This window comes from Kocuria rhizophila (genome assembly GCF_003667225.1).
In the GTDB taxonomy this organism is placed as follows: Bacteria; Actinomycetota; Actinomycetes; order Actinomycetales; family Micrococcaceae; genus Kocuria; species Kocuria rhizophila.
Window position 1 is genome coordinate 30,164 of sequence record NZ_RCOM01000005.1, and the last position, 19,451, is coordinate 49,614.

The 19,451-nt window shown below is 72.2% G+C and carries 20 protein-coding genes; 7 read left to right on the top strand and 13 right to left on the bottom strand.

Going from position 1 to position 19,451, the window contains the following annotated elements; all coding sequences use genetic code 11:
• Positions 1-90: 90 nt before the first annotated feature.
• From D9R02_RS01840 to D9R02_RS01855, 4 genes are read right to left on the bottom strand one after another with little or no spacing between them, the layout of a single operon-like run.
• The gene (locus tag D9R02_RS01840) at positions 91-1,236 is read right to left on the bottom strand and encodes a glycine betaine ABC transporter substrate-binding protein (protein WP_019310625.1); all 1,146 of its coding nucleotides are present in this window, start codon (positions 1,234-1,236) and stop codon (positions 91-93) included.
• Entirely contained in the window at positions 1,233-2,012 is a 780-nt protein-coding gene (locus D9R02_RS01845; protein ID WP_183085932.1) for an ABC transporter permease, read from the bottom strand. Before D9R02_RS01845 ends, D9R02_RS01840 begins: the two co-directional genes overlap by 4 nt.
• Positions 2,009-3,448 carry an ABC transporter ATP-binding protein gene (locus D9R02_RS01850; RefSeq protein WP_100205740.1) on the bottom strand — a complete coding sequence of 480 codons (1,440 nt, stop codon included), beginning with the start codon at positions 3,446-3,448 and terminating at the stop codon, positions 2,009-2,011. The genes D9R02_RS01845 and D9R02_RS01850 overlap by 4 nt, the downstream gene beginning before the upstream one ends.
• Positions 3,441-4,082 carry an ABC transporter permease gene (locus D9R02_RS01855; protein WP_019310628.1) on the bottom strand — a complete coding sequence of 214 codons (642 nt, stop codon included), beginning with the start codon at positions 4,080-4,082 and terminating at the stop codon, positions 3,441-3,443. The genes D9R02_RS01850 and D9R02_RS01855 overlap by 8 nt, the downstream gene beginning before the upstream one ends.
• Before the next feature lie 353 nt (positions 4,083-4,435).
• Between D9R02_RS01855 and D9R02_RS01860 the strand changes: the two genes are divergently transcribed.
• Positions 4,436-4,990 (top strand): type 1 glutamine amidotransferase domain-containing protein, encoded by a 555-nt coding sequence (locus D9R02_RS01860; RefSeq protein WP_070636622.1) that lies wholly within the window; start codon positions 4,436-4,438, stop codon positions 4,988-4,990.
• A gap of 88 nt (positions 4,991-5,078) precedes the next feature.
• On the opposite strand, the gene D9R02_RS01865 is transcribed toward D9R02_RS01860, so the two are convergent.
• The 8 genes from D9R02_RS01865 to D9R02_RS01900 form a co-directional block, all read right to left on the bottom strand.
• Positions 5,079-6,173, bottom strand: coding sequence for a pyridoxal-phosphate-dependent aminotransferase family protein (locus tag D9R02_RS01865; RefSeq protein ID WP_121566209.1), 1,095 nt, complete (start codon positions 6,171-6,173; stop codon positions 5,079-5,081).
• Positions 6,174-6,411: 238 nt separating this feature from the next.
• A complete protein-coding gene (locus D9R02_RS01870; protein WP_121566210.1) occupies positions 6,412-7,605 on the bottom strand; it encodes a type II toxin-antitoxin system HipA family toxin in 1,194 nt (397 codons plus the stop codon).
• The gene (locus D9R02_RS01875) at positions 7,602-7,799 is read right to left on the bottom strand and encodes a helix-turn-helix transcriptional regulator (RefSeq protein WP_019310632.1); all 198 of its coding nucleotides are present in this window, start codon (positions 7,797-7,799) and stop codon (positions 7,602-7,604) included. Before D9R02_RS01875 ends, D9R02_RS01870 begins: the two co-directional genes overlap by 4 nt.
• A gap of 127 nt (positions 7,800-7,926) precedes the next feature.
• On the bottom strand, positions 7,927-9,150 hold the full coding sequence (locus D9R02_RS01880; RefSeq protein WP_259463886.1) for an MFS transporter: 1,224 nt from the start codon (positions 9,148-9,150) through the stop codon (positions 7,927-7,929).
• A gap of 233 nt (positions 9,151-9,383) precedes the next feature.
• Complete coding sequence (locus D9R02_RS01885; RefSeq protein WP_121566212.1) at positions 9,384-9,848, bottom strand: SRPBCC domain-containing protein; 465 nt, start codon at positions 9,846-9,848, stop codon at positions 9,384-9,386.
• A 65-nt stretch (positions 9,849-9,913) separates the two neighbouring features.
• Complete coding sequence (locus D9R02_RS01890) at positions 9,914-10,630, bottom strand: glycosyltransferase family 2 protein (RefSeq protein ID WP_259463887.1); 717 nt, start codon at positions 10,628-10,630, stop codon at positions 9,914-9,916.
• 287 nt (positions 10,631-10,917) lie between these two features.
• On the bottom strand, positions 10,918-12,255 hold the full coding sequence (locus D9R02_RS01895) for a PIG-L family deacetylase (RefSeq protein ID WP_121566214.1): 1,338 nt from the start codon (positions 12,253-12,255) through the stop codon (positions 10,918-10,920).
• Positions 12,249-13,433, bottom strand: coding sequence for an acyl-CoA dehydrogenase family protein (locus tag D9R02_RS01900; RefSeq protein ID WP_183085933.1), 1,185 nt, complete (start codon positions 13,431-13,433; stop codon positions 12,249-12,251). The genes D9R02_RS01895 and D9R02_RS01900 overlap by 7 nt, the downstream gene beginning before the upstream one ends.
• Before the next feature lie 97 nt (positions 13,434-13,530).
• Here D9R02_RS01900 and D9R02_RS01905 point away from each other — a divergent pair, with 97 nt between their 5' ends.
• The 6 genes from D9R02_RS01905 (at position 13,531) to D9R02_RS01930 (ending at position 18,282) form a co-directional block, all read left to right on the top strand.
• The gene (locus D9R02_RS01905) at positions 13,531-13,899 is read left to right on the top strand and encodes a GntR family transcriptional regulator (protein ID WP_121566215.1); all 369 of its coding nucleotides are present in this window, start codon (positions 13,531-13,533) and stop codon (positions 13,897-13,899) included.
• Between the two features lie 46 nt (positions 13,900-13,945).
• Positions 13,946-14,869, top strand: a complete 924-nt coding sequence (locus D9R02_RS01910; protein WP_121566226.1) for an ABC transporter ATP-binding protein — start codon at positions 13,946-13,948, stop codon at positions 14,867-14,869.
• Positions 14,866-15,681 (top strand): ABC transporter permease subunit, encoded by an 816-nt coding sequence (locus tag D9R02_RS01915; protein ID WP_059280707.1) that lies wholly within the window; start codon positions 14,866-14,868, stop codon positions 15,679-15,681. The genes D9R02_RS01910 and D9R02_RS01915 overlap by 4 nt, the downstream gene beginning before the upstream one ends.
• A 154-nt stretch (positions 15,682-15,835) precedes the next feature.
• Positions 15,836-16,258, top strand: a complete 423-nt coding sequence (locus D9R02_RS01920) for a hypothetical protein (RefSeq protein WP_121566216.1) — start codon at positions 15,836-15,838, stop codon at positions 16,256-16,258.
• Between the two features lie 4 nt (positions 16,259-16,262).
• Positions 16,263-16,871, top strand: coding sequence for a molybdenum cofactor guanylyltransferase (mobA, locus tag D9R02_RS01925; protein ID WP_121566217.1), 609 nt, complete (start codon positions 16,263-16,265; stop codon positions 16,869-16,871).
• A gap of 22 nt (positions 16,872-16,893) precedes the next feature.
• A complete protein-coding gene (locus D9R02_RS01930) occupies positions 16,894-18,282 on the top strand; it encodes a molybdopterin molybdotransferase MoeA (protein WP_121566218.1) in 1,389 nt (462 codons plus the stop codon).
• A gap of 445 nt (positions 18,283-18,727) precedes the next feature.
• On the opposite strand, the gene D9R02_RS01935 is transcribed toward D9R02_RS01930, so the two are convergent.
• Complete coding sequence (locus D9R02_RS01935) at positions 18,728-19,228, bottom strand: DUF456 domain-containing protein (RefSeq protein ID WP_039100971.1); 501 nt, start codon at positions 19,226-19,228, stop codon at positions 18,728-18,730.
• Between the last annotated feature and the right edge of the window lie 223 nt (positions 19,229-19,451).

A 19,451-nucleotide genomic window follows, 5' to 3' on the forward strand; every position in this document is an offset into this window, starting at 1 on the left:
CGCCCGCTCCTGCGGCACGTCAGCCCGGTGGGCCGGCCGCGTGGCGCCGGGCGGACCGGTACGCCGTCGGCGACGCGCACCCCGGGAGGGTCAGGACGCCGGGGTGATGAGCCCCTGCTCCACCATCCAGTCGTAGGCCACGTCCCCCGGCTCCTCGCCGCCCTGGTCCACGCGGGCGTTGAGCTCGCGCATGGTTTCGTCCGTGAGCAGCGGGGAGAGCTGCGCGAACACGTCCTCCAGCTCCGGGTACTGCTCCAGGGTCTCGGTGCTGAACACCGGCGCGGCGTTGTAGGCGGGGAAGAACCCGCGGTCGTCCTCCAGCAGCGTGAGGTCCAGGGTGTCGATGCGTCCGTCCGTGGTGAAGGCCTCGCCGAAGTTGCAGTCCCCGGCGTCCGTGGCGGTGTAGACGGCGCCGGTGTCGTAGACCCCGATGTTTTCGTCCGGCACCCCGTCCGCCGCGCCGCGGTCCAGCCCGTACGCCTCCAGCATGGGGTTCAGCCCGTCCGGGCGGGAGTTGAACTCCGCCTCCACGCAGAACGTGCGCTCGCTCACGGGGAGCTCGGCCACGTCCGAGAACGTCTTGATGTCACCCAGCTCCGCCACGGCCTCGCTGCGCACCGCGAACCGGTAGGTGTTGTTCAGCGGGGCCGGTTCCGCCCACGTGAGCCCGTTCTCCAGGTCCGCGTCCCGCACCGCCTCGTACTGCTTCTGCTGGTCCGCGATCCCCTTCTCGTGGTTGAGGTAGGTGATCCACGCGGTGCCCGTGTACTCGTAGGTCATGTCCGCCTCCCCGGAGAGCATGACCTCGCGGGTGGGCTGGCTGCCGGGGATGTTGGTGAGGTCCGTGACCTCGAACCCGGCGGCCTGCGCGGCGAGCACGGCCATCTTGCCCAGGATGAGCTGCTCCGTGAAGTTCTTGCCCGCCACCGTGAGGTGCGCGTCCTCCGGCAGCCCCTCGATCGGCTGGATGGTGCCCGGTCCGGCCGCGGGCACGTAGGACGAGGCCGGCTGCAGTCCGCAGCCCGCCAGCAGCAGGACCCCGGCCACGGCGGCCACACCCGAGGCGGCACGTCGCCCCCGGCGGCGCGAGCGGTGCCGCCCACCGGGGGACGCCGGGGCCGCGGTGTTCCGGTGCGCGGCGTCGTCGCCGTCCGGGGCGGGAGCGGCCGGGCCCGACGACGCCGCGCCGCCCGGCCACCCGCAGCCGTGGACTTCCGATGCGTGCGTCATGGTCACAGTCCCTTCGGTCGGGCCACGTGCTCGACCACGCGGCCGAGCCAGTCGACGACGATGGCGAGCAGTGCCACCAGCAGCGATCCCACCACGAGGACCTTGGTCAGGTTGAGGTTCACACCGGTGGTGATGAGGATGCCCAGCCCGCCGCCGTTGATGAACGTGGCCAGCGTGGCCGTGCCGACCAGCAGCACGAGCGCCGTGCGGATCCCGGCGAGCATCACGGGGACGGCCAGGGGAAGCTCCACCCGGAACAGCACCGCGGCGGCGCTCATGCCCATGCCCCGCCCGGCCTCCACGAGCCGCTGGTCCACCTGCTGCAGCCCCACCATGGTGTTGCGCAGCACCGGGAGCACGGCGTAGGCCACCAGGGCGATGACGGCCGCGGTGAAACCGAAGCCCACGATGAAGGCCAGCAGCACGATCAGACCGATCGCGGGAGCGGCCTGCCCGATGTTCGCGACCACCATGACCGGCCCGGAGAGCCGCCGGAACGGGCGCCGGCTCAGCAGGATGCCCAGCGGGATGGCGATCACCAGCACGATGGCCGCGGCCACCACCGTGAGCTGCAGGTGCTCCACGGTGTAGTCCCAGAGGTTTGCCGGGGCCAGAGTGGTCCGCTCCGTCTCGCTCAGGTCGCCGAAGGCCAGGTAGGACCACAGGCCCACGATCGCCAGGAGCACCACGACCAGCTGGATCCACAGTGCGCGCATGCCCCCGCTCGTGAGGGTCTCGGCCTCGGCCCGGGCGGCATCGGGGGCCTGAGTCGTGGCGCTCATGCCCGCCCGCCCCGGACCTCGGGAGCGGCACCCTGCTCGGGCCCTGCGGGGCCTCCGTGCGCCGGGTCTCCGTGGCCGGGGGACGGCGTGGCGCTCACCGAGGGGTCCGCGTCGCTGCCCTCGGCGGTCGCCTCGCCCTCCCCGGCGGGAGCTCTGCCGTGCCCGACGGGTGCTTCGCCCGGTGCCGCGGCGTGAGATCCGGCGGCTGCGGGCTCGGAGGTGGAGGCGGTGAACTGCGCCGTGTTCGCTCCCTCGGGGCTCTCGGAGTCCTTTCGGGCCGCGGACTGGGATGCGGAGATCGCGTCCATGATGGTCGCGATGGTCACCAGGCCCACCAGGCGGCCCCGGCGGTCCACCACGAGCGCACTGCCCGTGCTGCCCATGAGCATCGCATCCAGGGCGTCGTGGAGCGTGGACTGCGCCGTCACCAGGGGGAGGGTGGGGTCCGCCGCGGCGGGCAAGGTCCGCAACCGCTCCACCTGCCGGCGGGACAACCACTGCACGGGCCGTCCGGAGGAATCCGTGAGCACCACGTTCTCCTCTCCCGCGGCCACCATGCCCGCCAGCACGTCAGCGGGTGCGGTGTCCGCCGCGGCCACGTGGGCGTCTGCCAGCTCCACCTCACCCACCCTGCTCAGGGTGAGCTGCTTGAGGCCCGCGCCGGAACCGATGAAGCTCTCCACGAAGTCGTCCGCGGGATTGGCCAGGATCCGCTCCGGGGAGTCGTACTGCACGAGCCGTGCCCCCTCGTCGAACACGGCAATCCAGTCCCCGAGCTTCACGGCCTCGTCGAAGTCGTGGGTCACGCACACGATGGTCTTCTGCAGCTCGGCCTGGATGTTGAGCAGCTCGTTCTGCAGCCGCTGACGGGTGATGGGGTCCACGGCTCCGAAGGGCTCGTCCATGAGCAGCACGGGCGGGTCCGCCGCGAGCGCCCGGGCCACTCCCACACGCTGCTGCTGGCCGCCGGAGAGCTCCTTGGGGTAGCGGTCCCGGTAGGTGTCCGGGTCCAGGGAGACGAGTTCGAGCAGCTCGTCCACGCGGCGCGCGATGCGCTTTCTGTCCCACTTCAGCATCTTGGGGACCAGGGCGATGTTCGCCCCCACCGTCATGTGCGGGAACAGCCCACCGGCCTGGATGACGTAGCCGATGTTGCGGCGCAGCTTGTCACCGTCCATGCCCGTGACGTCGTCCCCGTTGATCACGATGCTGCCGCTCGAGGGCTCGATGAGCCTGTTGATCATCTTCAGCGTGGTGGTTTTGCCGCACCCGGAGGGGCCCACGAGCATGACCACGCTGCCGGCCGGGATCTCCAGGGTGAGACCACCCACCGCGGGCTTCTTCTGGCCCGGGTACCGCTTGGTGACCTGCTGCAGAAGGATGGCGGCACCGCTCACGGACTGCTCGCCGGTTGCTGCTGCTGACTGTTCAGACACGGATACCTCGCGGAGTGGTGAGTCGACCGATGAGCACGAGCGCCAGGTCGAGGATGACGGCCAGGACGATCACACCCACCACGCCCACGACGACCGACTCGAAGGCATTGGCACCTCCCAGCCGGGACAGGCCCGAGAAGATGAATCCGCCCAGTCCCGGGCCGAGGGTGTAGGCGGCCACGGCGGCAATGCCCATGACCATCTGCGCGGAGACCCGGATGCCCGCCATGATCACCGGCCAGGCCATGGGGATCTCCACGGTGAGCAGGGTGCGCAGCTGGCTCATGCCGATCCCGCGCGCGGATTCCCGCACGGCGCCGGGGATCCCGCTGAGTCCCACCACGGCGTTGCGCAGGATGGGCAGGGTGGCGAAGAACGTCACCACGATCACGGCCGGGGTGACGCCGAAGCCGAACGGTGCGATGAGCAGCCCGATGAGCGCGAAGGACGGGATGGTGAGCCCCACGGCGGAGACCCCGTTGGCGATCCCCGAGGCCGTGGAGCTGCGGTAGACCAGCGCGGCGATGACCACCGCCAGCACCGTGGCCAGCACCAGGCACTGGACCACCAGGCTGAAGTGCTGCCAGGACGCGAAGAGGATCTCCTCGCGTCTCTGGGTGATGAAGTCCCACATGGGTGTACCGGCTCCTCGGATCGGCGCGGAACCGGCGTTCGACGCAGCGGGCCGTGGCCCCGCCGCGGACTGCCGGCTCGGTGCCGGCAGGAGCCGTCTCTCGCTCTTCGATCGTAGGTGCATTCGCATCTTTCGGGACCACGCCGCGCCGCACCCCGCGGGTTCGGCCCGCACCCGGCGCGACTCCAGCGTGGTTCTCCGAGCCACCGTGCCCCCGCGCCTCCGCACCGGGGCCGAGCCGAGCGGCGTCGTGCGCGTCCCGCTGTCAGCGGAACCCGCCGCCACGATCTTGCAGGCTTCGGGAGCGCGGTGCCACAGTAGAAGTCATCACCCGATAGAAAGGACCCTTAGCAATGTCTGACCTGTCCGGAAAGAAGATCCTCCTCCTCGTCAACAACCAGGGCGTGGAGCAGGACGAGCTGAAGGTGCCCGCCGACAAGCTGCGCGCCGACGGCGCGGAGGTCACGGTGGCCGCCCCCGAGTCTGGCGAGGTGAAGTCGCTCGTGGGCGACTGGGACCTCGGCGAGACCTTCCCCGTGGACGCGACCATCTCCTCCGTGGACGACGCCGCGTACGACCTCCTGCTGCTGCCCGGCGGCACCCTGAGCGCGGACTCCCTGCGCCTGGACGAGGACGCGCAGAAGATCGCCAAGGCCTTCGCCTCCTCCGGGCGCCCGGTGGCCTCCATCTGCCACGGCCCGTGGCTGCTCGTGGAGACCGGCCTGGTGGACGGCAAGACCCTGACCTCCTACCAGTCGGTGAAGACGGACATCGTCAACGCCGGCGGCAGCTGGGTGGACGAGCAGGTGAAGGTGTGCCCCGCCAACGGCTGGACGCTCATCACCTCCCGCAACCCCGGTGACCTGGACGCGTTCGTGGGCGCCATCGAGGACCAGCTCACCGCCTGATCCGCGCCCCTTCACACCGCACGACGACGGCGGGCCCCCCCCTCCCCGGGGGGGCCCGCCGTTCGCGTGGGTCAGGTGGTTGCAAGGGTCAGCGACCCAGCACGTTCCTCAACGCACCGAGGATCAGGGTCACAGACTCCAGGGACGCGTTCGGGCCCATGAGACCGATGCGCCACACGGTGCCCGCGTACTCCTTCACACCGGGGCCGATCTCCATGCTGTAGGTCTCCAGCAGCTCCTTGCGGACCGCGGCGGAGTCCACACCCCCCGGGACCTTCACGGTGGTCAGCTCCGGCAGGCGGTGGCCCTCGCGGGCGAAGAGCTCCAGGCCCATCTCCTGCAGACCGTCCTGCAGCGCACGGCCCGCGGCCTCGTGACGCTCGCGGACGGCGTCGAGCCCCTCCGCCAGCACGCGGCGCAGACCGGCCTCCAGCGAGGCGACCATCGCGACCGGCGCGGTGTGGTGGTAGGTGCGGGTGGCCCCGGAGGCCTCACCCACGTAGCCACCGAGCATCCCGAGGTCCAGGTACCACGAGCGGGGCTTCTCCACGCGGCGCTCCCACGCCCGGTCGGAAACCGTGAACGGCGCCAGGCCGGGGGCCACGCCCAGGCACTTCTGGGTGCCCGCGTAGCCGATGTCGATGCCCCACTCGTCCGCCTTGAGCTCGATCCCGCCGATGGACGTCACGGCGTCCACGAGCAGCAGGGCGTCACCCTTGAGCGCGCCGAGGGCTGCGATGTCCGAGCGGACACCCGTGGAGGTCTCCGCGTGCACCGCCGCGATGATCTTCGGGGACGGGTGCGCCGCGGCCACCTTCTCAGGATCCACGGGCTCGCCGAACGGGAAGTCCACACGGGTCACCTCGGCACCGCAGCGGGCGGCGACGTCGCACATCCGCTCCCCGAACAGGCCGTTGACCGCGATCACCACGGGGTCCCCCGGGTTCACGAAGTTGACGAACGCCGCCTCCATGCCTGCGGAGCCCGTGGCGGACAGCGGCAGGGTGCGGCGGTTGTCGGTGCCCCACACCTTCCGCAGCCCGTCGCACGCGCTGTCCATGACCGCGAGGAACTGCGGGTCCAGGTGGCCGAGCAGCGGGCGCGCGAGCGCCTCGGTGGCCTCCGGGTACGGGTTGGTGGGGCCGGGACCGAACAGGTGGCGGACGGTCATGATCTCGCTCATGGAAGGGTCTCCTGACTGCGCCGGCCTCGCTCGAGTTCTCGCGAGGCGGTGTCCGCGGGAGAACCGGCGGACGGCGGCGCGCTGTGGTGTGCGGGGCCACCTCCAGAGTAGAGCCAGATCACAGCCCACGCGATGACCGGCCGTTTCCCGCCCCGGCCACTCGCTCGCGCTTCTGCGGTCGAACCGCTTCACCCCGGCGCTCTCGTGCCGTGCTTTCCGCCCGACGACGCCGCGGGGCTCAGCCGGCCAGCTCGGCCCGCCGCTGGCGCAGCTCCCGTTCCGCGAATCGCAGGGGGGACCCGTGGAACGGCAGGGCCTCGAGGTCGACGGTGCTCGCGGCTTTCAGCGCCAGCGCGTTCGCCGAGTGGGCCGCGCGCTCCGGCAGCCCGATGGCACGGGCGAAGGCTGCCCAGTGACCCGCCCGAAGGTTCTTGACCCGCCCGTCCACCGGCAGCGCCTGGGTCCTGTCGTCGTAGAGGAGCGTGCAGGGCACGTCGTAGACGGGGGCCACCTCGAACCGTCCGCCGGTGCCCGCGAGCACGGAGACGTTCTTCGCGTGGAGATCGCCGTTGCCGGTCAGCCAGGAGAACACGAACTGCAGGTAGAGGTTTCTGGTGGCCACCAGGGGAGCCGCCGTCGTGTCCGCGAGCGCGCGCACCACTTCCTCCGAGGTGAGGGTGTACTTCGCCGCCGGAGCCAGCCCCATGACCTGGCACGCGTCCTCCGCGGCATTGCGGGACCGGCTGCCGTCGCGGAATGTCCGGTCGAACCGCTCCACCATCAGCCCGGCAACGCCATGACGGTCCACCACGGTCTGCGCCGGGGCCACCGGGATCCTGAGGTGCCTCGCGGCGGCGAGGTGCAGTGCCTCGTTGGCGACGAGATGGGGGTGGTCCGGGGGATCCAGTTTGAGGATGTAGCGCTTCTCCGCCGCGGCCACGGGGGCGGTGAGCATCGACGCGCTGGCCTTCTCCTGGACCCCCGGCAGGGCGTGGAGGTCCAGAGCGGTGGCGAGTCGTGAGAAGTCGACGTCCTGCAGGTGAGCCGTGTCGACCAGTGGGTCGGGCTCGGCCGGAGGGGTTCCCGCGGGAACCACCTGGACGTCCCCCGGGGCATCTGCCCCCACAGCCATGAGCAGGGAGAGCTCGTCATCGGGACTCGTCTTGATCGCGTTCCGCAGGACGGTCAGACGGTGACCCTCCGGCAGCAGACCCGCGAAGAACGCGGGCACCCCGCCCGAGGCCGTGGCGACGGGCGCCTCCTGGACGGGCAGCGTCGTCGCCACCGGAGGGCCTCCCAGCTGCCGGTACTGCTCGTCGTAGGTGAACACGGTGCTCGCAGCGTCACCCCGTTCCAGTCGTGCCGCCAGCCGTCCGGCCTTGTAGACGTCCGCCGCGGCGACCGAGCGCAGGCGCTGCACGTCCGCCGTCATGCCACGCTCACCCGCAGACCGAGCACGCCGGCGGTGGCGACGAGGGCGGCCACCGTGGGGTTGCCCCGTCCCGTCTCGATGGCGCGCACCGTCCTCTCGGAGACGCCCGAGAGGTCCGCGAGGTCCTTCTGGGTGAGACCCGCCTCACGGCGTGCTCTCCGGATGGCCTCACCCGGCTCCACGATCCCCTGCATCAGTCCCCCTCCGGCAAGAAGTTGCCGATTACGGTTCAGTGGACCTCATTCTGCCGCCAAACCCCGTAAACCGGCAAGATGTTGCCTTTCCAGGCTCCGCGGCGTCGTCGAACCCGCCGGAGGTGGCCTATCGGCAGGATGCTGCCGCTCGGGGCAGGAAGGTCAGCGCGAGCACCACGGCCGCCACGATCAACCCCGTGATGCACAGCACCGCCCCGTTCCACCCCGCGGCGGTGAAGGGGACGCCCACCGCGTAGCCGAGCACCGACGATCCCCCGTAGTAGAACAGCGTGTACAGCGAAGACGCCTGCGCCCGGCCCTCCGTGGCGAGCGCGGGGACCCACCCGTTCGCCACGGAGTGCGCCGCGAAGAACCCGGCCGTGAACACGAGCACCCCCGCCACGATCACCGGCAGCCACGGCACGGCGGTGAGCAGCAGTCCGCCGAGCATCACCAGGGCGGAGCCGAGCAGCACGGGCTTCCGACCGAATCGCCCCGCGAGGCCCCCGGCCCGGGCGGAGGACCACGTGCCGGAGAGGTAGGCCAGGAACAGCACCGAGATCACGCTCTGCGGCACGCTGTACGGGGCCTCGCCCAGGTGGAAGCCGATGTAGTTGTACACGGCCACGAACCCGCCCATGAGCAGGAAGCCCTGCAGGTAGAGCGTGAGCAGGCGGGGGTCCTTGAGGTTGATCCACAGGTGCTCGAGCAGCCCGTGCTCGCCCGTGATCTTGACGGGTTGAGCCGTGAAACCGCGTTGCCGCGGGGCGAGCAGGATGAAGACGACGGCGGCGGCCGCCGCGATCAGGGCAACCACCGACGTGCCCACGCGCCAGCCGAAGAAGTCCGCGAGGGGTGCGGCCACGATCCTGCCGGAGAGCCCGCCGAGGCTCGTTCCGGAGATGTAGGTGCCCGCCGCCGCTGCTCCGTGGCGCGAGCTGACCTCCTCCGCGAGGTAGGCCATGGCCACCGCCGGGATGCCACCCAGGGCCACGCCCTCCACGAAGCGCAGGGCCACGAGGGACTCGAACGTGGGCATGAGCCCCACGAGCACACCGAGCACCGTGGCCGCGCTCACCGCGGCGACCATCGTGCGACGTCGCCCCCACCGGTCGGAAACCAGGGACCACGGGATCACGCCCACCGCCAGGCCCATGGTGGCCGAGGAGACCGCGAGCGCAGACTGTGCGGCGTCCACGTGGAGGTCCTCGGCGAGAATGGGGAGCACACCCTGCACCGAGTACAGCTGCGCGAACGTCGCGACCCCCGCGCACAGCAGCGCCACGAGGATCCGCCGGTACCCCGAGCTGCCCTTCTCGTAGCCCTCCCACGCCGTGCGCGACGATCCCATGCTCGAAGCCACCTTCTGCTCGCTGACGATCCGCTGTTCCGGGCACCACGTGGTCGTCCGTGTCCCACCCGGCCCCCGCCAGGCTACGCCCGGACGACGTCGCCCGGGCTGGGGAGGCGACCGCGCGGCATCGTCCGGGCGTGCCCCCGAGCACGACGCCGCCCGCACCCTTCCGTGGGAGAGTGCGGGCGGCGTCGTTCACCGGCGCGCGGGGCCGTGGCCCCGCGAGGGTGTCAGGAACCCGAGACGGACGCGGCGAGCTTGTCCAGGGACTCCTCCAGGACGTTCTGGTCGAAGACCGGGAAGCTGACCTTCTTCTCCACCTTGGGGTTGGCGTGCTCCCACGAGTAGGTGAGGGTCACGGTGGTGGAGTCCGAGCCCTCGGGCTGCAGCTCGTACATCCACTCCCAGCCGTTGTCCTCCACGGAAGTGCCCTCCGGGCAGGGCTTCCACGCGATGAGCTTGTTGGGGTCCAGGCCGGTGACGTGGTTCTCCATCTTGTAGTCCCCGCCCATCATCTCGGCGTTCATGTTCATCACGAACACGTCCCCCACCTGCTGGATGCGCTGGTCCGTGCCGGAGATGACGGTCCCGGAGGCGTCCAGGCCGGGGTGCTTGGCGGGCAGGGTCAAGACCTCGAAGATCTCCTCCGCCGGGGCGTCGATGACACGGCTGACAGTGATGCTTTTCTCGCTCACGAGATACCTCCTGTGTGGTGACGTGCTCTTTCCCACCCACGGTAGCCAGGACCGGGGGTGGGGGTTCAAGCGTTTTTGCGGTGGGCGAAGAACTCCGGGCCGTTCGGGCGGCCCGCGGGCTCGGGCCGCTGCGACTGTCCGGCCCCCGGCCACGGCGCCTCCTCCGGCTGACCGGCCAGCTGCGCGAGGCCCAGCAGGTGGTGGGCGAAGCCGAGCTCGGCGCGACCCTCGAACCGCGCGGAGGTGATCACCCGGATCCGGTCCGTGGCCTCGATGCGCGCTCCCACCCGGTGCAGTGCGGCCACGAGCGCCTCGTCCTCGCTGCACTCCAGCGCGGGAAACCCACCCGCACGCTCGTAGCTGCGCGCTCGCACCCCCATGTTCGCGGCGTGGATGTGCGGGTGCCCCTCCGCGAGCGTGTGCTCCCGCTGCCACAGGCGGTACACGGCCACCGGGCACTCCGCCGGGTCCGGCTCCACGGTCCCGAGCACCGCGTCCACCCCGTGAGCCGCGCGCTCCAGCTGATAGGCAACCCAGTTCTCGGGCACCGCGGTGTCCGCGTCCGTGGATGCGATCCACTCCGGCCGGCAGTTCGCCAGCGCCCACGACGCCGCGGCCGCTCGGGCCCCGCCCGCACTGCGCCACGATCCCGTCACCACCTCGAGCCGCGTCGTGCCCTCGGGCAGTCCCGACGCCGCCCACGCGGCGCTCGCGCGCTCCACCGTGTCGTCGGTGCACGCGTCCGCGGCGAGCACCACGGTCACGTGGAGCGGCGCGGACACGCCGGGTCCGTCGGGTCCGCCGGGTCCGTCGGGTCCGCCGGGTCCGTCGGGTCCGTCGGGAGACGATAGCTCGGAGTCGGCCGGCGGCACGGCGGCGTCGTCCCCCGGCGGCGCGGGCTCCGACCCCGTGGGCACGGCAGGGACTGCCCCGGGGGCCGTCTGCGACGGCGCCTCCATTACACGAGCCGTGGTGCAGGCCGCCGCAATCGCCGCGGCCACGGACGCGATGCACCGCCCCACCCGCTCCTCCTCGTTGCAGGCCGGAACCACCACCGCGACTCGCCGGATCATCCCTGCTCCCGCGGCACGGGTTCGAAGATCTCCAGCTCGAAGTCCCGTTCCCGGTGGCTCACCACGCGCCGCAGGTCCGGGCGGCAACGCGCCTCGCGGTGCACGTCCGCGCCGTCCAGGGGCCAGTCCTGGATGGGGTGGCGCCAGTGGCACAGCACCAGGTGCCCCTCCGGCTCCAGGGCGGTGGCACAGCGCTCCAGCAGCTCGTCCCACTGCTCGGGCGAGCAGAAGTACCCCATCTCGCTCACCACGATCAGGTCTCTGGGAGTCCACTCCTCCCGCCACTCTGCGGGCAGCACGGCGTGGACGAGCTCGACGTTCGCGGCGCCCTCCTCCGCGAGCCGGGCGCGGGCGGCACGCAGGGCGACGTCGCTCGCGTCCACCGCGGTCACGGCACCCGCCCGCTGGGCGAGCTCCGCCGTGAGCGCGCCCGTGGAGCAGCCGATGTCGAGCACACGCTCGTAGCGCGGACGCGGCAGGCAGCCGAGGAGCACCTCGCGCTTGCGCCGCTCGTACCAGGAGGTGTCCACGTCCCAGGGGTCCTCGGCGTCGGAGTGCACGCGGTCGAACACCGCGGACTGCCCCGGGGCGGCCAGCACGAAGTGCTCGGCGGGGCGGTCGAAGTGCGCGACCACGTGAGGACCCAGCAGCACCTCGTCACCGGGCCGGTCCGAGAGCGGGCGCACCTGCGTGACGTGGTGGGCCAGGGCGTCCCGCTTGGCCGCACGGTCCTCCTCCGACAGCGGCACCCGCACCAGACCGCGCGGCAGCCGGGTGGGCGAACCCCAGTGCCAGAACCACACGGGGTACTGCACGCAGCGCACACCCCGCGCACCGGCGGCGCGGGTCACCGTGCGGGCGAGGACCTCGTGGTCGGTGTGGGCGTCCCGCTCCCAGGTGACAACCGCGAGCGGACTCTCCCCCTGGCCCGCCCAGTCGAGGTGCTCGGCGACGGGGGCCTCCAGCTGCTCCTCGGTGAGGCCACCGTCCGTGAGGGACAGGTACACGGGTGGCGCATCCTGCCCGGTCAGAGTCTGCACCGCGGCGGCCAGCTCCTCGTGGCGCAGGCGCGCGAGCTCGTCCGGCGTGAACGTGGTGGAGTCCGGATGGGAGTTCTCCCCCAGGGTCGCCACGACCACCCGCACCTCCGTGCCCTGCCGGGCGAGCCGGCGCACGGTGCCGCCCGCACCCAGGGTCTCATCGTCCGGGTGCGCGGCGAACACGACGGCGCGGTCCACGCCCGCAAGCTCCAGCTCCGGGGCGCGGTGCAGGGCGCCGCAGCGGGCCCAGTCCTCCTCCGGGGTGCCCGGTTCCCGGTGGTCGAAGGTCACCACGGGGTGTCCTCCTCCCCCAGCTCGAGCAGCGTCCGCCCCAGCGCGGCGGTGTCCCGCTCGGCGTGGTCCTGGCGGATGTAGACCTGCAGCGACTCCACGCGGCGGATGTGTGCGGGGTCCCCGGTGAGCGGGCCGGGGCCCGTGGCGCGGGAGACCACGCGGATGACCGTCTCGGCGGCGTCGGCCACGGTGCGGCGCACGCGCAGGGCCCAGGCGGCGCCGCGGTCCCCGGCGGCGTCGCCCGCGTCCACGGCCGCCGCGGCCTGCTCCAGCACGGCGCGGGCCGCCCCGAGCGTGAGGTCCAGCTGCCCGAGGGCGGTGTGGGCGGCGTCGTCCACGGGACGGCGGGGGTGGCGCAGCTGGCGCCACAGCAGGTCCGCAACCGACTGCGCGCCGCCCAGCCAGATGGCGGCCACGCCCATGCCGCCCCACCCGAAACCGGGGCGGGTGAGGTACCACTCGTCCGCGCCGAGCGGCTCGGCCGGGACGTCCTCAAAGGCCACGGGCACTGTGACGACCTCCGCGAGCCCGTGCGAGGTCCACTGCTCCACGGGCGCGGGCCGGAACCCAGGGTGGTCGGTGGCGACGACGAACGCGCGGCGGTGCCCGGTGGGCTCGCCGTGCTCGTCCGTCACGTGCGCCGTGACGACGGCGCGGGTCACCGAGTCCGCGAGCGAGCACCACGGTTTGGTGCCGGTGAGGGTCCAGGTGGCGCCCGGTTCGTCGCCCGCACCGGGTGACGGCGTGCGCGCCTCTCCCCCGCTCCCGTCCGGCTCCGACGACGACGCCGCGCCGCCCCGGTTCTCGGCGAACCCCAGGCCCGGCGCGCGGTCCGGACCGGGCGTCGTCGTCGTCGGCGTGGCGAGCAGGGGCTCCCCCGGACCCTCCGCGGCCCACACGGCCCAGGTGTCGTGGTCGGTGACGAGGTCGGCGCGGCCGGCCTGCCGCAGGATCGCGAGGGCGTCCAGGTGGGGCTCGATGATGCGCGCGTACGCCAGGTCGGTGCGCCCGAGCTCGCTCAGGGTGCGCCACAGCTCGGCCGTGCGCCCCTCTCCCGGAGCGGGCAGCCGGCGCCCGAGCTCGCGGGCCCGGTCCAGTGCGTGGGCCACGAAGTCCCGCACCGCGTGCGGATCCGGGACGGCGGCGGGCGGAAGGGGAAGCTCTGCAGGCGCGGACACGACCATCAGCCTACGTGCAGTGACGCGGGTCCCCACCGCACCCCGCCGGGGGTGGGCCGGGCCCTACGATGAGGGCAGACGACGGAAAGGCACACCCATGTTCACGGTCGACCCCCACTCCACCACCCCGGTGTACGAGCAGCTCGTGGAGTGCGCGCTGCGGGACGTCTCCGCAGGTGAGCTGGTGGTGGGTGACCGCATCCCGCCCGTGCGCACCCTCGCGGCTGACCTCGGGCTCGCGGCCGGGACCGTGGCCAAGGCGTACAGGGAGATGGAGACCCGCGGGATCATCGAGACCCACGGCCGCAAGGGCACGTTCATCGCGCAGGGCCGTGACGACCGGGAGTCCAGTGCGGCACGGGCGGCCGCCGCCTACCTGGACGTGGTCGTGGGACAGTTGCACTACTCGCCCGAGGAGAGCGTGGCGCTGGTGCAGCGGGCGCTGGACAGGCGTGCGGCCCGGTGAACGCCCGGTCGGCAACCACGCACCCGACCCCGTGGAGGACGACCCCGTGGATCCCGTGATCGAGACCCGCGCCCTGGACAAGCGCTTCGGCGACGTCCATGCGCTGCGCGGCATAGACCTCACCGTGGAGCGCGGCACCGTCCACGGCCTGATCGGTCCCAACGGGGCCGGGAAGTCCACGATGCTCCGCGTGCTCGTGGACATCATCCGCCCCACTGCGGGATCGGTCTCGGTGCTGGGCGTGGCACCGCACCGGGCCGCTCCCGGGCTGCGGCGCCGCATCGGCTACCTGCCGGGTGAGGTCAGGTTCACCGAGCGCGGCACCGGCCACTCCGTGCTCGACGACTTCGCCCGCATCAGCGGCCCGGTGGCACCCGGCACCGTGGAGGAGCTGGCGCAGCGGCTGGGCCCGGACCTCCACCGCCCGGTGCACACCCTGTCCAAGGGCAACCGGCAGAAGCTCGGACTGGTCCAGGCGTTCATGCACCGCCCTGAGCTGCTGATCCTGGACGAACCCACGAGCGGGCTCGATCCCCTCATGCAGCGCGAGTTCCTCAGCATGGTCCGCGAGGCGCGAGACAACGGCCAGACGGTGCTGCTCAGTTCCCACATCCTCGGCGAGATCCAGCACACCGCGGACGCCGCCTCCATCCTGGCCCACGGCACGGTGGTGGCCGAGGGGGACATTGCCTCGCTCCGCCTGGCCGGGGCCTCCCGGGTGCACGCCGTGCTCTCCGGATCCGCACCGCACACCGTGCGTGCCGCCTTCGAGGGGCTTCCCGGGCTGAGCGAGCTCACCGTCCGGGCCACGGACGCGGCGGCGGTCCAGGTGACGGGACTGCTGCGTGGCGAGCCGGACGCACTGCTCAAGGCGCTGGCCCAGCACACCGTCCACGAGCTCACCCTCGAGGCCCCCGACCTCGAGGAATCCGTCCTGGAACTCTACGAGAGCACGGTGACGCGGTCATGACCACCCCCGGGCCTCACGCCACTGCGTGCCCCGTTCTGCGCCGGCAGCTGCGCGGCGGACTGCGGGGGCTGCTCTGCTGGTGCCTCGGGTTGACCGCGGTGCTGTGCCTCTACCTTCCCCTCTACCCGAGCATCCAGACCCCCGGGTTCAGCGAGATGGTCGCGGCCATGCCGCCCACGCTCACCGAGACCCTGGGCTTCGACCAGATCGCCACGGGAGCCGGCTACACCCAGGCCACCTACTTCGGCCTGCTCGGTCTGCTCATCGCCACACTGGCCAGCGTCTCCTGGGGGACTCAGCTGATCGCGGGGGCGGAGGAGTCCGGCCGCCTGGAGCTGAGCCTGACCCACGCCGTGGGCCGCGGCCAGTACGCGCTGGAGAGTCTGGGCACCCTGGTGCTGCGTGTGCTGGTGCTGTGCGCCTTGACCCTGGCGGTCGTCCTGGCGCTCAACGGCCCCGGAGAACTCTCCCTCACGCCCAGCCACGTGCTCACCACCACGGCAGCCTGGGGCGTGCTCTGCCTCGCGTTCGGGGTCACAGCACTGTCCGCCGGGGCCGCCAGCGGCCGCCACGGCCTCGCCGTGGGCACGGGGGCGGCGGTCGCCATCGCGTCCTACGCGTTCGACGCCGTGGCCCGGAGCAAGGACTCGCTGGACTGGCTCTCCACCATCTCGCCCTACCACTGGGCCTTCGGCTCGGATCCGCTGAGCACGGGAGAGGGCTGGGCGGGGATCGGTCTGCTTCTCGTCTACTCCGCGGTGGTCTACCTCCTCGGCCACCTCGCCTTCACCCGCCGGGATCTCCACGCCTGATCCGCCCCGCGGTCCGCCCGCCGCTGATTTCGCTCGACGACGCCGCACCCCCGGTGGCGGGGCACCTCACCCCGCCAGCCACCGCCCTGACCACCCGCTGGGCGGGTCTGCCGTCACACGGTCCTCCCACGTGCCGCACCTAGACTGGTGTCCCATGAAGTCCTTCGTAGCTCCCGCCCTGCTCGTGATCACCGCCGTCCTCCAGGCCATGGGGGTCTACCCCTACATCCAGGACGGCATCACGCTCGCCGGACAGCTGCTCTTCCCCATCCTCTTCGGACTCACGGCCATGTACCTCTCCCGCAAGGGCCGCCCCGGGGTCTTCGGCACCGCGCACATGGTCGTGCTGATCCTCTCCGTGGTCCTGCTGGTGCTGTCCCTGGTGGGCATGAGCCAGCAGCTGCCGTACTTCTACCCCACGATGATCATCTACTACATCGCCTTCGTGCTGCTCGTGGTGGAGTGCGGGCTGCGGATCGCCGGGCTGCCCAAGAAGGAGCGTCCCAAGGATCCCGAGCTCGACGAGGACTTCGAGGACGCAGAGGACGCGCAGGACGCCGACGAGCCCGCCCGCTGATCGCATGACCGCCCGCGGCGACGCCCACGAGGGCCCCCGTTTCGACACCGTGGTGGTGGCCGGGGGCCGCTCCTCGCGGCTCGGGGGAACTCCCAAGGCCCTGCTGCCCGTAGCGGGCTCCACTCTGCTGGCCCGCACCGTGGACGCGGCCCTGCCGTTCGGGACCGTGGTGGTCGTGGGCCCGGAGGATCTCCCACTGCCGCTATACGTGCTGCGCGCCCGCGAGGACCCCCCGTTCTCGGGGCCGGCCGCCGCGGTGGCCGCGGGCGTCGTCGCCCTGGCTGCCACCCCCGAGCGGTTCCCCTGGACCGCCGTGCTCGCGTGCGACATGCCGGACGTGCACCGCGCCCTGGCGCAGCTGCGCGCGGCGGCGGGCCGGGCGGCGTCGGACGTGGCAGGGCTGATCGCGGTGACCGGCGAGGGACGCCGGGAGAACCTGGTGGTCCTGGCCCGCACGGACGCGCTCTCCGGCGCCCTCGAGGCCGCGCCCACCGAGAACGCGTCCCTGCGTTCCGTGTGGCGGCGGCTGGGTCCGCAGGAGGTCACCGTGCCTCCCGGAAGCACCTCGGACGTGGATACGTGGGAAGATGTTCACAGGCTCGACTCGTACTGAATCAGCACGCTGAGGAGACAAGATGCCCGGACTTCCGCACCCGCACGATTCCCCTGCCCACGAGGACCACGAGCAGTCCCAGCACCGCGAGACCGCCGAACCGACCGCGCACTGGGCGTCCTGGGACGAGGCCCGCCGCATCGCGTACGGCGTGCCCCAGCCGCTGCCCAACATCCTCCTGCCGCTCGCCCAGTGCCTCGAGGAGACCCTTGCCGAGTCCGTGACCGCAGAGATGCCGGTCCCCCACTACGCCACGGCCGCCACGGACGGCTGGGCGGTGGCCGGCGAGGGCCCGTGGCGGGTCCGCACCCCGCAGCCCGCCGAGACCGACGAGCGGCTACTGCTGACCCTGCCCCCGGAAAAGCGCATGCTGGCCGTGGTGGAGCTGCACCCCGGGGAAGCCACCCACGTGAACACCGGGGACGCCGTTCCCTACGGAACCAGTGCCGTGCTGGAGGCCCACCGCGGTCACGTGGTGCCGGCGGACCCCGCCGCTGACGTCCCCGAGGACACCGAGCACGGACGCAGGGCCGTGGAGGGCGACACCCTGGAGGACGCCACCCCCGCCGCTCCCCTGGTGAAGAACCAGGACGTCCGCGCCGTGGGCGAGGAGATCCAGCAGGGTGACCTGCTGCTGCGTGCGGGCCGCAAGCTCAACCCCGTGCACCTGGGGCTCGCGGCGAGCGCCGGCCACGACATGCTCCCCGTACGACGCCGCCCGCGCGTCACCGTGCTGCTCGGCTACGCCAACGTGGTGGAGGACGGCATCCCCGGGCCCGGTGAGGTGCGCGACTCGCTGAGCCTGCAGCTGCCCGCGGTGCTCCGGGAACTGGGCGCGAACGTGGACCAGGTGCGCCGCGTGGCGGACGGCTGCGAGGGCATGGTCTCCGCCCTCACGGAGTCCCCCATGGGTGCGGGTTCGCTGCTGGACGCCCGCGCCGAGATGGTCGTGACCACGGGCGGCACGGGCCACGGGGAGGACGACCACGTCCGTCAGGCCCTCGAGGAGCTGGGCGCCCACCTCATCCTGGACGGGGTGGCGCAGGAACCGGCTCACGGCGTGATCCTGGCGAAGCTCCCGGAGGACGGTCCCGTGGTGCTCGCACTGCCGGGCTCGCCCCTGTGCGCCATGACCGGTCTGCTCACGGTGGGCCACGCGCTGATCGCCGGGGCCACCGGTGAGGGACTGCCCACCACCCGCCGGCTCACGGCCGGACGTGCACTGGACCCCCTGGGCCGCACCCGCGTGATCCCGGCCTACATCCAGGACGGCCGGGTGATCCCCGAGCCCACGGTGGGCCCGGCCATGCTCTCGGGCCTCGCCCACGCGGACGTGCTGCTGGTGGTCCCCGAGGACGGGATGCAGCCGGGCCAGGACATGGAGGCCATCCCGCTGCCCTGGCGGTTGTGAGCCGACTCGCGACGGAAACACGTCGAACCCCCATGACGTGAACCGGGTCTTGCGGAGATCAACCGAATCCCCACCCCAGAGGTAGCGGGCTTCGCCCTCATAAAAAGTGCAGACTTTGCCACAAAAGCGCCGATCAGTGGCAAAGTCTGCACTTTGCGTTGGAGGAGGTAGCTGCACGGCGCGCGTGGGCCACTCTCCCGTGCCGCGCCGTGCTGTGAGGTGCTGTGAGGTGCTGTGAAGTGGAGTAAATGCAGCAGAACGGGCCTCAGCGTGCTTTTACTCCACTAGAGAGCACCATGATTTCGCTCCGCTGCCGACCAGCGGGGCGCCCCGCCAGTAGGGGCGCGCCTCCGGTCGGGCCGCACCGTCAGCAGAGGCCCGCCGCCGGTCGGGGACCCCGGTAGGGGCGCCCCCACCGATCACGCCGGCTGCGGCTGTCACGCCGTCACGCCGTCACGAAGTACGTGATCGCCCCCACGATGAACGTCAGGGACGCCAGCAGCGCGCACGTGAGCTCCAGCAAGATCCCCACCCCCATGGCCTTGGCCGCCACCCAGGAACTGGCCAGCGCCGTGTTGAGGTTGCGGTTGCGCACGGTCTCGGAGAGCAGCAGCCCCACCAGGAACCCCACGAACAGGCCCACCACCGGGATCACGAACATGCCGACCACCGCGCCCACCACTCCGAAGAGCAGCGTGCGGTTGGGGATGGCCCGGCGCTTGAGCTTGCTGCTGGTGAGCACCAGGCTCGAGGACAGCCCCGCGATGAGCAGGGTCCCGCCCAGGGCCAGCACCACCCACCCCTCGGGGGCCTGCACCACGAACGCCCAGATCACCAGCCCGATCAGCGCCAGGATGGATCCGGGCAGCACGGGTATCACGATCCCCACGCAGCCCACGATGATGAGGGCGACGGTCACGATGGTGGCAATGATGTCTGCGGTCACCGCCCCATCGTACGGTGACGGTGCCACGCACGACGCCGCTCCCGCACCGGTGTGGTGAGGCCCGGCCCTCGCCGTTCGCCTGGCCACCGGGCCACCTCCCCGGTCCCCGCGCTCCGGACGCCCACACAGGCCGGGCGCCAGGACCGGTCGGGCGCACGACCGCGCCCCCGCCGCCCGGCACCTGGGGTGCGTGGGCCGCGGGGGCGCGGTGCGGCGTCGTCGG

What these genes read in the sequence shown, in the direction of transcription:
- D9R02_RS01845 (WP_183085932.1), bottom strand. Translation starts at nt 2,012, where the DNA reads ATGAGCGCCACGACTCAGGCCCCCGATGCCGCCCGGGCCGAGGCCGAG.
- D9R02_RS01855 (WP_019310628.1), bottom strand. Translation starts at nt 4,082, where the DNA reads ATGTGGGACTTCATCACCCAGAGACGCGAGGAGATCCTCTTCGCGTCC.
- D9R02_RS01860 (WP_070636622.1), top strand. Translation starts at nt 4,436, where the DNA reads ATGTCTGACCTGTCCGGAAAGAAGATCCTCCTCCTCGTCAACAACCAG.
- D9R02_RS01865 (WP_121566209.1), bottom strand. Translation starts at nt 6,173, where the DNA reads ATGAGCGAGATCATGACCGTCCGCCACCTGTTCGGTCCCGGCCCCACC.
- D9R02_RS01870 (WP_121566210.1), bottom strand. Translation starts at nt 7,605, where the DNA reads ATGACGGCGGACGTGCAGCGCCTGCGCTCGGTCGCCGCGGCGGACGTC.
- D9R02_RS01875 (WP_019310632.1), bottom strand. Translation starts at nt 7,799, where the DNA reads ATGCAGGGGATCGTGGAGCCGGGTGAGGCCATCCGGAGAGCACGCCGT.
- D9R02_RS01880 (WP_259463886.1), bottom strand. Translation starts at nt 9,150, where the DNA reads ATGGGATCGTCGCGCACGGCGTGGGAGGGCTACGAGAAGGGCAGCTCG.
- D9R02_RS01905 (WP_121566215.1), top strand. Translation starts at nt 13,531, where the DNA reads ATGTTCACGGTCGACCCCCACTCCACCACCCCGGTGTACGAGCAGCTC.
- D9R02_RS01915 (WP_059280707.1), top strand. Translation starts at nt 14,866, where the DNA reads ATGACCACCCCCGGGCCTCACGCCACTGCGTGCCCCGTTCTGCGCCGG.
- D9R02_RS01920 (WP_121566216.1), top strand. Translation starts at nt 15,836, where the DNA reads ATGAAGTCCTTCGTAGCTCCCGCCCTGCTCGTGATCACCGCCGTCCTC.
- mobA (WP_121566217.1), top strand. Translation starts at nt 16,263, where the DNA reads ATGACCGCCCGCGGCGACGCCCACGAGGGCCCCCGTTTCGACACCGTG.
- D9R02_RS01930 (WP_121566218.1), top strand. Translation starts at nt 16,894, where the DNA reads ATGCCCGGACTTCCGCACCCGCACGATTCCCCTGCCCACGAGGACCAC.